The 12685-nt window shown below is 72.1% G+C and carries 9 protein-coding genes and 2 pseudogenes; 3 read left to right on the top strand and 8 right to left on the bottom strand.

Annotation, left to right across the window (positions count from 1 at the left end):
* Window positions 1-54: 54 nt before the first annotated feature.
* Window positions 55-606 carry a DUF1707 and FHA domain-containing protein gene (locus V8690_RS33595; protein ID WP_338783839.1) on the bottom strand — a complete coding sequence of 184 codons (552 nt, stop codon included), beginning with the start codon at window positions 604-606 and terminating at the stop codon, window positions 55-57.
* A gap of 174 nt (window positions 607-780) precedes the next feature.
* On the opposite strand from V8690_RS33595, the gene treZ reads away from it, so the two are divergent.
* A complete protein-coding gene (gene treZ, locus V8690_RS33590) occupies window positions 781-2526 on the top strand; it encodes a malto-oligosyltrehalose trehalohydrolase (RefSeq protein ID WP_338783838.1) in 1746 nt (581 codons plus the stop codon).
* A 42-nt stretch (window positions 2527-2568) separates the two neighbouring features.
* On the opposite strand, the gene V8690_RS33585 is transcribed toward treZ, so the two are convergent.
* Together V8690_RS33585 and V8690_RS33580 are read right to left on the bottom strand one after the other, a co-directional pair.
* A complete protein-coding gene (locus V8690_RS33585) occupies window positions 2569-3561 on the bottom strand; it encodes an aminoglycoside phosphotransferase family protein (RefSeq protein ID WP_338785540.1) in 993 nt (330 codons plus the stop codon).
* Between the two features lie 47 nt (window positions 3562-3608).
* The gene (locus tag V8690_RS33580) at window positions 3609-4736 is read right to left on the bottom strand and encodes an aminopeptidase P family protein (protein ID WP_338783837.1); all 1128 of its coding nucleotides are present in this window, start codon (window positions 4734-4736) and stop codon (window positions 3609-3611) included.
* A 185-nt stretch (window positions 4737-4921) separates the two neighbouring features.
* Here V8690_RS33580 and V8690_RS33575 point away from each other — a divergent pair, with 185 nt between their 5' ends.
* Window positions 4922-5677, top strand: coding sequence for a phosphodiesterase (locus V8690_RS33575; protein WP_338783836.1), 756 nt, complete (start codon window positions 4922-4924; stop codon window positions 5675-5677).
* A 60-nt stretch (window positions 5678-5737) separates the two neighbouring features.
* Here the strand turns inward: V8690_RS33575 and V8690_RS33570 are convergent, their stop codons facing one another.
* From V8690_RS33570 to cyc2, 3 genes and pseudogenes are all read right to left on the bottom strand, one after another.
* Complete coding sequence (locus V8690_RS33570) at window positions 5738-6313, bottom strand: PDZ domain-containing protein (RefSeq protein ID WP_338783835.1); 576 nt, start codon at window positions 6311-6313, stop codon at window positions 5738-5740.
* A 291-nt stretch (window positions 6314-6604) separates the two neighbouring features.
* Window positions 6605-6805: pseudogene (locus V8690_RS33565) on the bottom strand (multicopper oxidase domain-containing protein); the annotation flags it as partial.
* 79 nt (window positions 6806-6884) lie between these two features.
* A pseudogene (gene cyc2 / locus V8690_RS33560) lies at window positions 6885-9049 on the bottom strand (germacradienol/geosmin synthase Cyc2).
* A 180-nt stretch (window positions 9050-9229) separates the two neighbouring features.
* Between cyc2 and V8690_RS33555 the strand changes: the two are divergent.
* Window positions 9230-10468, top strand: coding sequence for an endonuclease/exonuclease/phosphatase family protein (locus tag V8690_RS33555; protein WP_338783834.1), 1239 nt, complete (start codon window positions 9230-9232; stop codon window positions 10466-10468).
* 1 nt (window position 10469) lies between these two features.
* On the opposite strand, the gene V8690_RS33550 is transcribed toward V8690_RS33555, so the two are convergent.
* Both V8690_RS33550 and V8690_RS33545 read right to left on the bottom strand, forming a co-directional pair.
* Window positions 10470-11654: a damage-control phosphatase ARMT1 family protein gene (locus V8690_RS33550; protein WP_338783833.1), complete on the bottom strand. Its 1185-nt coding sequence runs from the start codon at window positions 11652-11654 to the stop codon at window positions 10470-10472.
* 80 nt (window positions 11655-11734) lie between these two features.
* Window positions 11735-12379 carry a ScbR family autoregulator-binding transcription factor gene (locus tag V8690_RS33545; protein ID WP_338783832.1) on the bottom strand — a complete coding sequence of 215 codons (645 nt, stop codon included), beginning with the start codon at window positions 12377-12379 and terminating at the stop codon, window positions 11735-11737.
* Window positions 12380-12685 lie beyond the last annotated feature (306 nt).

Genomic DNA, 12685 nt, shown 5'->3' with positions numbered 1-12685 from the left:
CGATCGACAGCTGGTAAATCCAAGGCCAGAGCTAAGGCATGGCTCGGTTTCCGGTCAGCCGGCCGCCAGCCGGAACATCATCCGCCCGAAGCCCACCTGGTCGCCCTCGCGGACGACGGCCGCGCCGACGACGCGCCGTCCGTTCACCGTCGTGCCGTTGGTGGAGCCGAGATCACGCAGGACCCACATGCCTCCCTGGTGGCGGAGTTCGGCGTGGACGCGGGAGACCGTCTCGTGGTTGAGGCGCAGTCCGCTGGCGGGGTCACGGCCTATGCGCAGCGGATGGCCGTGCGCCGGGTGGGGCAGCAGCAGCTTGGGCAGCTTCTCGGCCTGCCAGGCTCTGCGCAGCCGTACGGTGAACCCGGAGACCGCCTCGACGGTGCCGAACACCAGACGGGAGAACCGGCTCTCCGTGGGCAGGTCGGCGGTGAGCACGGCGAGCTCGTCCGGGCGGCGGGCGGCGAGCGCGAGTTCCATGCGGCGGATGAACGTGTCATGGGACAGGCGGCCCATGGCGACGCCGTCACGGAGCACCTTCAGTGCCCTGTCGCGCTCCACGTCGGACAGCCGCGCGGGGTACGTGTTGAACTCGAAGGACGACGTCACGCTCGTGATTGTCGGGCAGCGCGGCCGGGCTGTCCAGAAAACGGGAAAACGGCCGCCACGTGCCCGCTTCCGCCGGGACCCGCCGCACATGGGTGGATGCACCAGCGCATTGATCGCGTTTTGACGCACCATGGACGGGCTACATCACGGTGAGCAGACGAAGGGGAACCGTCCGTGCAGTTCGAGGTGTGGGCACCGCAGGCAGGCCGTGTGACGCTCCAGTGCGACGGCGTCACACGCGCGTTGGAGCGCGATCCGGAACGGGCGGGATGGTGGCGGGGCGAGGCGGACGCGCGCGACGGATCCCGGTACGGCTTCGCGCTGGACGACGGTCCCGTACGGCCCGATCCGCGCTCGCGCCGGCAGCCGGACGGCCCGGACGGGCTGAGCGCCGTCGTCGACCACGAGCGCTACGAGTGGCGCGCGCAGTGGCGGGGTCGGCCGCTGCCCGGCGCGGTGCTGTACGAGCTGCACGTCGGGACGTACACGCGCGAGGGCACCCTGGACGCGGCCGCCGAGCGGCTCGGCCATCTCGCCGAACTGGGCGTCACGCACGTGCAGCTGATGCCGCTGTGCCCCTTCCCGGGCACGCACGGCTGGGGCTACGAGGGCGTCTCGCTGTGGGCGGTGCACGAGCCGTACGGCGGGCCCGAGGCGCTGAAACGCTTCGTCGACCGGGCCCATGAACTGGGTCTGGGTGTGGTGCTGGACGTGGTGCACAACCACTTCGGCCCGTCCGGCAACTACCTGCCCGTCTTCGGGCCGTATCTCACGGACCGGCACCACACGCCCTGGGGCGCCGCGGTCAACCTGGACGCGCCCGGCTCGGACGAGGTGCGCGCGTTTCTCATCGGCAGCGCGCTGGCGTGGCTGCGCGACTACCGGATCGACGGGCTGCGCCTGGACGCGGTGCACGCGCTGGTGGACACGCGCGCGCTCCACTTCCTGGAGGAGCTGTCGACGGCCGTGGACGCCCTGGCCGCCGAGGTGGACCGGCCGCTGTTCCTCGTCGCCGAGTCGGATCTGAACGACCCGCGGCTCATCACCTCCCGGGACAAGGGCGGCCTCGGGCTGCACGCGCAGTGGAACGACGACTTCCACCACGCCCTGCACACCACGCTGACCGGCGAGTCGCAGGGCTACTACGCCGACTTCGCGCGCGCTCCCCTCGCCGGGCTCGCCAAGACCCTGACCGGCGGCTACTTCCACGACGGGACGTACTCGAGCTTCCGGGAGCGGCACCACGGCCGCCCCCTGGACCGTACGCGGGTGGCCGGGCACCGGCTGGTCGGCTACAGCCAGACCCACGACCAGGTCGGCAACCGCGCCCAGGGGGACCGCCTTTCGGCCCTGGTCTCCCCCGGGCTGCTGGCCTGTGCGGCCACGCTGGTGCTGACGGCGCCGTTCACGCCGATGCTCTTCATGGGCGAGGAGTGGGCGGCGGGCACGCCCTGGCAGTTCTTCACCGACCACACCGATCCGGAGCTGGCGGACGCCGTACGGCGGGGCAGGCGGCGGGAGTTCGCCGCGCACGGCTGGAAGGAGGAGGACGTGCCCGACCCGCAGGACCCGGCGACCCGGGACCGCTCCTGCCTCGACTGGTCCGAGCCGGAACGCGAGCCCCACGCGCGCGTGCTGGCCTGGCACCGGCAGCTCCTCGCCCTGCGCCACGAGCAGCCCGACCTGACCGATCCCGACCTCGCCGACGCCAAGGTCGGCTACGACGAGGAGCGCCGCTGGATCGCCTTCCGGCGCGGGGACGTCCTCGTGGCGGTGAACCTGGCGCGGGAACCGGCCGCGCTGTCGCTCGGCGTGCCGCACGCGCGCGTGCTGGCCGCGTGGGAGCCGGTGGAGACGCCCGGCGCCGACGGGGTGGTGCACGTGCCCGGGGAGTCGGGTGTGGTGCTGTTGCAGGAGTGAGGTCCCCCGCGACGCTGCGACGCCCTGCTGCCGCCCGGTCCGCTAGAGGGCGTCGTCCGTGTCCCGCAGGTCCGTCACCCGTTCCAGCAGGATCGGCTCCCAGGCCCGGCGCACCTGCGTGCGCAGCAGGGTGAGCCGGCCCGCGTCCCGGCTCGTGAGGGCCCCGGCGAGGTGGACGACGGTGTCGCAGCGGGCCAGCCACAGGCCGCGCAGGCAGGGGCGGGCACCGTAGCCGGCGAGGGTGGCGGCGCGTACGGCGGCGGGTGAGCCGACAGCGAGCGCGAGGCTCGCGATGTCCTCGGCCGGGTCGCCGACGACGGCGTCGGCCCAGCCGAGGACGCCGCGCACCCGTCCGTCGGCGCTGACCACGAGATGGCCGCCCGTGAGCGCGTGGTGGGTGAGGACCGCCGAGCCGGACTGCGCGGCGAGCTGGGCCGCCGCGGGCGCGGTGAGCTGGTTCAGGCGGGCGGCGTCGAACTCGTCGGCGCCGACGAGACGTTCGGCGGCCCGTACGGCGGCCCGGCGCAGCCCCTCCAGGGAGCGCGGGGCAGCACGCGGCACGCCGAGGGTCTCGGCCTGCCGGACCGGCACCTCGCGCAGCCCCGAGAGCAGTCCGGCGAGGTCGGCCTCGCCGACGGCGGACACATCGTGCGCCTCTCCCGAGCCGCCGGGCACCTTGGTGTCCAGCGTGTAGGTCAGCCCGGGCGCCCACTCGCCGTGCGCCACGCTGACCGGCACCGTCACCGGGACGTGCGGGCGGACGAGGTCGCGCAGACGCAGTTCGCGGCGCTGGCGCACGGTGGCCTCGCGGTCGGGGGCGAGGCGCAGCACATGGCGGGTGCCGACCCACCAGGTGGCCGGGTCGGCGCCCTCGGCGGCGGGCCGGACGTCGGGGCCGACGGCGGAGCCCCTTCCCTGCTCGGCCTCCTTGACGCCCTTGGCGCCCTTGCCCTCCTTGATGCCCTTGCCGTCCTTGAGCAGGGAACGGACCAGTCGGCGGACGGTGTCCGCGGTGGGTGTCGGTGCCTGGGTCATGGTCGCGCCGTTGCCGTTCGGGAGGCGTGTGGGGGACATCGGTGGCGTCACTCCACTATGACCAGCTCGCGGGAGGTGGCGTTCAGGCGCCGTCCGCCGTCCTCGGTGACGGTCACGATGTCCTCGATGCGCACGCCGAACCGGCCGGGCAGATAGATGCCGGGTTCCACGGAGAAGCACATGCCGGGCACGAGCGGCCGTTCCTCGCCCTCGATCATGTACGGCGGCTCGTGGGTGGTGACGCCGATGCCGTGTCCGGTGCGGTGGATGAAGTACTCGCCGTAGCCGGCGTCGGCGATGACCGCACGGGCGGCCCGGTCGACGTCCTGGCAGGCGGCGCCCGGCCGCACGGCCCGGAACCCCGCCTCCTGGGCCGCGCGCACGATGTCGTGCACGCGGCGCTCCTCGTCGGTGGGTTCGCCGACGTGGACCGTGCGGGAGGTGTCGGAGCCGTAGCCGTCCTTCAGACCGCCGAAGTCGAGGACGACCATGTCGCCGCGTTCGATGACGCGGTCGCCGGCCTCGTGGTGGGGGTTGGCGCCGTTCGGCCCTGAGGCGACGATGGTGAAGTCGACCTGCTCGTGTCCGTACCGGCGCAGCAGCCGGTCGAGGTCCGCGGCCACCTCCGATTCCCGGCGGCCGGCGAAGGGGACGTTCCGGATCTCCTCGAACGTCGCGTCGGCGGCGGCTCCCGCGGCCGTCATGAGCTCCAGTTCCGCCGCGTCCTTGACGGCACGCAGCATCGGCAGGGCCTCGGTGAGCGAGGTGTAGGAGCTGCCGGGCACGGCCTGCTGCAACGCCAGCAGGTGCAGCGCCCAGGCGTTGTCGCTGATGCCGAACCGGCCCGAGGCGTCGAGCAGGGCGGCGGTGGCGGCGTAGGGGTCCTTGCCGTCGGTCCAGTCGCGCAGGGTCAGGGCGGGCGCGCCGGCCGCCTTCTGCGCGTCCGGGGCCTCCAGGGCCGGGACGACGAGGACGGGGTCCTGTCCGGCGGCGAGGACCAGCAGGGTGAGTCGTTCGGTGACCGCCGGGGGCGTGTAGCCGGTGAGCCAGACCAGGTCCGGTCCCGGGGCCACCAGCAGGCCCGCGAGACCGGCCTCTGCGGCCGTCCGCGCGGCGCGCTCCATACGGGCCCTGTAGTCGTCGGCGGTGAAGGACACCGCCGTGCTTCCGGTCATCCGGACCTCCCAGGGACGGACGAAGGGGCTACGGGCAGCATCCTGCCCGGCCGGAGGGGGCGACGCGAGCCGTCTGCGGACTTCGCCCGAAGATCGCTACTAATGGCAGACGATTGCTCAGCCGTTAGAAGTAATGCTTAGATGCTTGGCATCCATTAGTCGTTCGATCGAGAGGGCGTACGACCGTGCTCGTACTCGCACACATCAGCGATCTGCATCTGGACGGGAGTGCGCGGGCGACGGAGCGCGCCGAGCGGGTGCGCGACCGGCTGTGGGGACTGTCAGGGCATGTGGATGCGCTACTGGTGACCGGGGACATCGCGGACCACGGCACGGAGCCGGAGTACGAGGAGGCCGCCCGCATCCTGGGGCTGGGCGACGGCGACGTCCCGTTCCCCGTGCTGACCTGCCCGGGCAACCACGACAGCCGCGCGCCCTACCGCAAGGCGCTGCTGGGCCTGCCGGGTGCGGAGGGGCCCGTCAACAGCGTGCAGGTCTTCGACGACGGTGCCGTGCTGATGTGCGACTCCAGCGTCCCCGGCAGCGACGACGGGGAACTGGACGAGGAGACGTACGACTGGATCGAGACGACCCTCGACGAACTCGACGGCGGCCTTCCGGCCCTGCTCGCCTTCCACCACCCGCCGGTGGCACTGCACCACCCGCTGCCCGACTCCTACCCGTTGCAGGAGTCCGGCCGGCTGGCCGCGCTGCTGGCCCGCCGGCCCGAGATCGCGGGTCTGGTCACCGGCCACGCGCACACCCCCGCCGCGACCTCGTTCGCGGGGCGGCCGCTCGTCGTCGGCCCCGGTGTGACGTGGACGCTGCGGCTGCCGTGGGAGGGCGAGCAGGTCGCCGACCGGGAGGCGCCGCCCGGGATCGCCTTCCACGTCCTGGACGACACGGGGCGGCTCACGAGCCACTTCCGGGTGGTCACCTGACGGCGTGGTCCAGATGACGATGTGACCCACGTGTCGATGTGGCTCACGTGTCGACGCGGCTCACGTGACCACGGCCGGTACGACCGTCAGCTGCTGGTAGCCGCCGCCGCGGTGCCGCACCGTCAGTTTCACCTCGACGCCGGGGCGGGCGCGGGCGACGGCCCGGGCCAGGTCGGCGGCCGTGTCGATGCGGGTCGTGCCGAAGACGAGGAGCAGGTCGCCGCGCACCAGGCCCGCCTCCTGAGCCGGCCCCGGGACATGGAGCCCGACGACCAGGGCCCCCGGCTTCCCGGCGTCCATGACCTGCACGCCGAGGGTCACGTCGGCGTCCGCCGACGCGGCGGCGGACCGCGAGGGGCCGGGCGACGAAGGGCCGGGCGACGAAGGCGTGTGCCACCCTCGCGGATCGATGACTCCGCCCTTGCCGATCACCGTGGCGCCCATCGCACCGAGGCCGATTCCGGACAGGACCAGGACCACGCCGGCGAACGCGGCGCACAGCACGTTGAGCAGCCGCCTCCCGCGGCGCCGGGCGCCGTGCGGGCGGGGCCGTGCGGGGCCGGACCCCGTCGCCGACGCCGCCCCGTCGGGCTCCTGCCCCGGCATCGGCTTGGGTCGCAGCGCGGTCTGTTCCATGGCTCGCCTCCGGATGGTGCGGATCGCCCCCGTCGGATGCGGAACGATCACGGCTGGTGCTCTACCCGGCACTCCGGCGTGCGATGAGCCACGAACGAGTGAGACTGATCCGGCGTCGGTGGGGGCGTACGTGCCGCCGGGGAAGCCGGAACGACGGCACGGCTCGCACCGCACCCGGCGTACCGGGCGCGGTGCGAGCCGTGGTCGCAGGCGTGGGGCCGGTCAGCCCGTGTGGGACTCGTGCTCGCCGAGCAGCGTGGGGGCGTCGGGGTGGAACCCCGTGGCCGCCGTGGGCACCCGGAAGACGTCCTTCCAGCCGAGCTCGTTGGGCGCGAGCGGGATGGACGTTCCGGCGTCGTGGCGGACCGGCGTGCGGGTGCCGCCCACCGACGGATCGAAGCCCGACACGTCGTAGGCGTCGCGGCCCAGGAGCTGGAAGTCGGCCAGGTGGACGTGCGCGGGGTGGACGATGGGCGCGAGGTTGAGGAAGCTCCCAGGAAGACCCCCGGCGCACTGCCGGGGGGGTTCCGTGATGTCCCGTTCCGAGTGGATCTGACCGAAAGGCGCCGTCTCAGCCGAGAGCGGGCACGGGCAGGGCGGGCGGCCGGTCCGGGAGGAAGCCGTGGGCGCGCCGGGCCAGCCAGTCGGCCTTGTAACGGTCCACCTCGCGGTGCCAGTTGAGGATGCCCGCCATCCAGTTCTGAAGGTCCGTCACGTACTCCCGCATGACGGCGCGCCCCTCGTCCGTGAGCCGGAAGTCCTCGTACAGGACGGGCAGTTCGTGCTCGACGACATGCTCGAACTGCCGCATGCGCTGACTCATCAGGTCGTGCACGATGCCGAGGGCGGTCGGGTAGTCGCAGTTGAAGAAGGACTGCACGACGAGGATCGCGTTGTGGATCTCGCCCTCGTACTCGATCTCCTTCTGGTACGAGAAGACGTCGTTGGTCAGGCACGCGAAGTCGATCGCGGCGTTCTCCAGGGAGCGGACCGGGCCGCTGCGGTAGATCTCGGGCGGCACGGCCGGGCCGTGGCCCATCCGGCACAGGCTCAGGGTGAGGTCGGAACCGAAGGTCGCGCGGCGCATCTCCAGGTAGTCGACCGGGTCGGGGACGCGGTTCTGGAGCTGATTGGACAGCTCCCACACCCAGCTCTCGGTCATGACGTTGATCGCGTCCTTCAGGGTGCGCCGCTCCTCGGGCGTCATGTCCGCGGTGGTGCGCAGCCACAGGTCGACGAGGCCGCGCTCCATGGCGTTGGCGGGGCCGGCGGCGCCTCGCCGGCGACCGGCATGCAGTCGGACAGGCGGGCCGTGGTCAGCCGGGCGGCGGCCAGGTCGCGGCGGTGGCCGTAGACCAGCGGGTAGTAGTCGTCGCCGTAGGTGCCCCAGGCGAGCCACTGCGAGCTGAGGTCGAGGGCCTCGGGCGTGGCGTCCGGGTCGAGGCCCGCCGCGCACAGCGGGAGGTCGTAGGCCCGGAGTTTGTCCGCGTCCCAGACGCCCTCGCCGAGCATGCCCGTGCGGTTGACCCAGTCGGTCAGGTTCCGGCGGGCGGCGTCGAGATGGGGGCTGAGCTGAAGCGGGAACGGCATGCGGATGTCGGGGATCCGGGACGGCCCGACCTTCTGGTACGGCACGTGCGTGTAGGCGCGCAGCCGCCGCTCGGCTCCGGCCGCGGCGAGCAGGGCGCGTACGTCGGCGGCGGAGGTGCCCATGCCGCTGCACCCCGGCCACGGCTTGCTGCCGCGCGCGTTCTGGTTCATGTAGCGGCTGGAGCGCATATGCCACTCGTGGCCGCCGGACTGCCAGTCCTGGAGCCCCTTGGTGTACGCCGCCACGGCCGCGACCTCGCCGGGAGTGAGGCCGTTCTCCAGGGCCACCGCGGGCACTTCGGTGAACGCCGTGTGCTCGAACTGGTGGAGGCGGGAGGTGAGGATGTCGTTGACGGTGTCCGCGGCCTCCTGGGTGGTGCAGCCGAAGAAGGTCTCCAGGACGAGCACGCCGTTGCTGTTCTCGCCCTCGTCCTCGACCTCCCGCTGGTAGGAGAACAGGTCGTTGCGCAGGTGCACGGCGTCGGAGAACGTCTCCATCAGCACCCTGAGCGGCCTGGACTCCGCCACGGACGCGGGCACTTCGGCCGTCGCGTACTCCACGAGGCCCGCCGACCAGGGGGCGCCGCCCACCTTGCGGCGCATCTCGATGTACTCGACGGGGTTGGCGATCCGCCCCTCGTTGATGTTGGACAGCTCCCACAGGGACTCGTTCAGCAGGTGCTCGGTCGCCACGGCGAAGCGGCGGCGCCAGTCCTGCGACATCTTCGGCACCGTACGTGCCCACAGGTCGGCGAGGCCCGCCTCGACCGGGTTCTCCGGCTCCGGTACGGGAGTCGAGAGGTCCAGCGGCATGAACAGGGGCAGCCGGTCCAGGTGTGCCTTGCCGGCGACGCGGTCCTGGCTGCGCTTGTACATCTCCAGGAAGTGGTCGTCGAAGAAGAAGACCCACACGTACCAGTCGGTGATGAGGGAGAGGGCGGGGCCGTCGCAGTCAGGGTGGGTGTACGCGCAGAGCAGGCCGTAGTCGTGTGCGTCGAGGTCGGCCTGCTCCCAGACGCCGGATCCCTCCAGCATGCCCATCTCGCGCGCCCACTCGGTCGAATGGGCTCTGGCCTCGTCGACATGGGGGTTGAGCCGCGCGGGATGCGGCATGTAGAAGTGCGGGAGTTCGAACGGCTGCGTCATGGCCGGGCCCTACCCGGCGCCTCTCGGCGGCATCCACGCAGCCGGACATGATCACACCATCGTGTGAATCGTGGATGAAGGCGGGAGTTCTCGCCGGCCCTTGTGGCGTTCATCTCTACGCGCGCAGACTTACCCCCGCACCCTGGCAGTTCACGTCCCTCTCGTTCACCGGAGTCCGCCATGAAGCAGTCCCGAGCCCTGCCGCGCCGGGCCGCGCTCACCTCGCTCGCGGGGGCGGCGCTGGCCGGTGCGACCTCCCTGAGCGCCTCGGCGTCCGAACGGCACGGGCGCACCGTGCGGTTCGCCACGTTCAACGCCTCCTTGAACCGCTCCGCGCAGGGCGCCCTGGTCCGGGACCTGTCCACCCCGGACAACGCCCAGGCGCGCAATGCCGCCGAGACGATCCAGCGGGTCGACCCGGACGTGCTGCTGATCAACGAGTTCGACTACGACGATCAGGGCGCCGCGGTCCGCCTGTTCCTGCGCAATTACCTGGCGGTCGGCCACAACGGCGCCCGCCCGGTCCGCTACCCGTACCGCTTCACCGGGCCCGTGAACACGGGCGTCGCCACGGGAGTGGACCTGGACGGGAAGAACGGGGCCGTGACGACGCCCGGTTCGGACGCCTACGGGCAGGACGCCTACGGGTACGGCTGGTTCCCCGGCCAGTACGGCATGGCCGTGCTGGCCAAGTACCCGATCGACACGCGCGCGGTGCGCACCTTCCAGCACTTCCTGTGGAAGGACATGCCGGGCAACGTCATGCCCGAGGGCTACTACAGCGACGAGGCCCGGGCGATCCTGCGGCTGTCCTCCAAGAGCCACTGGGACGTGCCCGTGCGGATCGGCCGGGACACCGTGCACTTCCTGGTGTCGCACCCCACCCCGCCCACCTTCGACGGCCCCGAGGACCGCAACGGCCGGCGCAATCACGACGAGATACGCCTGTGGGCCGACTACATCGGCGGACGCCGGCGCGGCGCGTACCTGTACGACGACCGGGGCCGGCGCGGCGGGCTGCGGCCCGGGGCGCGGTTCGTGATCGCGGGAGACCTCAACGCCGATCCGTACGACGGCGACAGCTACGACCACGCCGTACGGCAGTTGCTGGAGCACCCGGCGGTGAACCTGCCGGCCGAGCCGCCCGCGAGCAGGGGCGGTGTGGAGGCGGCCCGGCTCCAGGGCGGTGCGAACGCCTCGCACCTCGGTGACCCGGCGTACGACACGGCCGATTTCGGCGACGCCGCGCCCGGCAACCTGCGCGTCGACCACGTCATCCCGTCCCGGGGGCTGATACCGGGCGCGAACGGCGTGTTCTGGCCGACGCCCGGCGACCCCCTGTACCGGCTGGTGGGGGACGGCACGACGGTTCCGACGTCGGACCACCGGCTGGTGTGGCAGGACGTGAGGGTGAGCTGACCTACCCGGGGACGCTCACCTGGATCAGCGCGTGCGTGCCGCTGGTGCGCCAGCGCTGGTCCTCCGCCGCGACCAGTCCGGCCTCGGTCCGGGCGTCGAGGCCGGTGATCACGTCGGACTTCAGGGTGCGCAGGGCGGCGACCGGGCCGGGGAAGTACGCGGTGACGTCCGGGAACGGCGTGGTCGGGGCCCAGAGCCGGTCGCCCACCAGGCGGCGGTAGTTGAGGTCGCCCTTGACGACGGTGAGCGTGGCCGCGGCGAAGTCGGCGCGCAGGTCGGCGGGCATCTCCTCGTACGGCAACGGGGCGCAGGAGAAGGGGTGGGCGCGGAGGGCCAGGCGGCCGTCGGCCAGGGCGGACCACAGACACTGTCCGTACTCGGCGGCCGCTCCCCCGGCACCGGTCAGCCGGCGCAGCGCGTCGACGACGTCGGCGGCGGTGGCGTCCGAGACGTAGTACGGGTGGGGCTTGACGTGCAGGACGGCTCGTCCGATGCGCCCGTGGGCCAGGAGATGGGCGATGAGGAGCAGGTCGGGGACGAGTTCGCGGCCCGCGTTGTCGGCGACCAGGCACAGGGTGCCCGTGCCGCTGCTGCCGAGCAGGGCCCACAGGCGGTCGCTGTCGTCGGCCACGAGTCCGGGGGTGGCGTCGGAGGCCCGTGCGCCCTCGGCGGAGAGACGGAAGCCGAGGTCGGCGCGGTTGCCCCAGAGGGAGCCGTGCAGCAGGGCCTGTGCCTGTTCGCCGACCGGCCGGTCTGCGAGGTCGTCGAGCGCGGCGAGTTCCTCGTCGGTCTCGTGGGAGTCGAGTTCGGCCAGTTTGGCGGGACGGAAGGGGTCGATGCCCTGCCAGGGGCCGGGGCCGAAGTAGCCGACGGCCTGGAGCAGTCGGCGGTAGAACCAGCTCTCGGACCAGAGCCACGGCACGTCGAACCAGGACCGGCCGGCGTACTCGCGCAGCCCCCAGGTCTCCCAGAGGTCACGGTCGTGCGCGTCGGCGGGGAGCGGTTCGATCTCGCCCTTGGTGCAGTTCGCCAGCAGTTCGTCGAGCGCGCGGTGCTGCCCGGGTTCGTACGGGAAGGCCTCGCGCACCTGCCGGATGATGGCCGGGTGCCGCTCGGCGAGCACGCTGTGGGGGAAGGAGCCCGGCTGGTCGCCGAGGAGCACGGGTGCGGATGGGGTGTCGGGCATGCGGCTCACCGTAGCGCGCGGACGCCAGGTCCCGGCCGGCCTGGCCGGAAGCCCGGGGCGCATTGTCCGGCCCGAGACCGTCAGACCGGTGCCAGTTCGCGCTCCAGGCGGGCCGCCAGGCTCAGGTAGCGGGCGCGGCGGGTGACCGGGACCAGGCCGCGGATGAGTATGTTCCACATCTCGGCCGTCCGGCGGGGCTGGCGCGTGACGGGCTCGCGGGAGCGGCCCACGACCCGCGTGCCGACGAAGAAACAGACCAGGGAGTGGGCCACGACATCGATATCGATGTCCGGGTGGACGTCGGACTCCTTGACCGCGCCGACGAGCCGGGTCGTGACGATGTCCAGCCACTCCGTGAACGGATGGCTCAGCGGCGGACGCGGCCGGATCCCCCCGGTGGCGAGCCGCAGGCCGGCCCTGAGTACCGGATCCTCGACCGACATGCGGGTGATGCCGAATGTGAGGCGCATCAGCGCCTCCAGAGAGGTGTGGCCGCGGTGGTCGGTCTCCGCCGCCAGGCGGGCGGTGTGCGACTGGAGTTCGAGGATCGCGTGGGCGAGGTCCTCCTTCGCCGCGAAGTGGAAGTACAGGGCACCCTTGGTGACCTGAGCGTGCTCCACGATGTCGCTGAGACTGGTCGATTCGTAGCCGCGACGGTCGAACAGGTCAGCGGCGGCCGTGATGATCGTCGAGCGGGTCTGCTCGGCTCGCAACTGCCTCGCCATCGACTGAACTCTCCCGGGACAGAAATGAACGGGTCATGCCGTTTGTTTTTACCCCCCGTACACGATAACTCACCCTCAGACGGCGTTCACCACACCAGTGTGCCGTAGTTCGGGTGCACATCCGGCAAAACAATCGCAACTGGTGAAAGAAAACAGCGCGTTCGGTATCTAACTGTGGGGGTTGTGCGGCCGGACGTAAAGACGGGCCGACCGGTGCCCCATCCGCACCGGCCGGCCCGCCCGCTCGTGAGCTGCCCGTTCAGTGTCCTCGCCGAAGGAGGACCAGGAGATTCAGAAGGATCAGAT

It is taken from the genome of Streptomyces sp. DG1A-41 (assembly GCF_037055355.1).
Lineage (GTDB): Bacteria > Actinomycetota > Actinomycetes > Streptomycetales > Streptomycetaceae > Streptomyces.
This window is presented reverse-complemented; position numbering and strand designations above follow the sequence as displayed.

What these genes read in the sequence shown, in the direction of transcription:
- V8690_RS33545 (WP_338783832.1), bottom strand. Translation starts at nt 12,379, where the DNA reads ATGGCGAGGCAGTTGCGAGCCGAGCAGACCCGCTCGACGATCATCACG.
- V8690_RS33580 (WP_338783837.1), bottom strand. Translation starts at nt 4,736, where the DNA reads ATGACCGGAAGCACGGCGGTGTCCTTCACCGCCGACGACTACAGGGCC.
- V8690_RS33585 (WP_338785540.1), bottom strand. Translation starts at nt 3,561, where the DNA reads ATGACCCAGGCACCGACACCCACCGCGGACACCGTCCGCCGACTGGTC.
- V8690_RS33570 (WP_338783835.1), bottom strand. Translation starts at nt 6,313, where the DNA reads ATGGAACAGACCGCGCTGCGACCCAAGCCGATGCCGGGGCAGGAGCCC.
- V8690_RS33555 (WP_338783834.1), top strand. Translation starts at nt 9,230, where the DNA reads ATGAAGCAGTCCCGAGCCCTGCCGCGCCGGGCCGCGCTCACCTCGCTC.
- V8690_RS33550 (WP_338783833.1), bottom strand. Translation starts at nt 11,654, where the DNA reads ATGCCCGACACCCCATCCGCACCCGTGCTCCTCGGCGACCAGCCGGGC.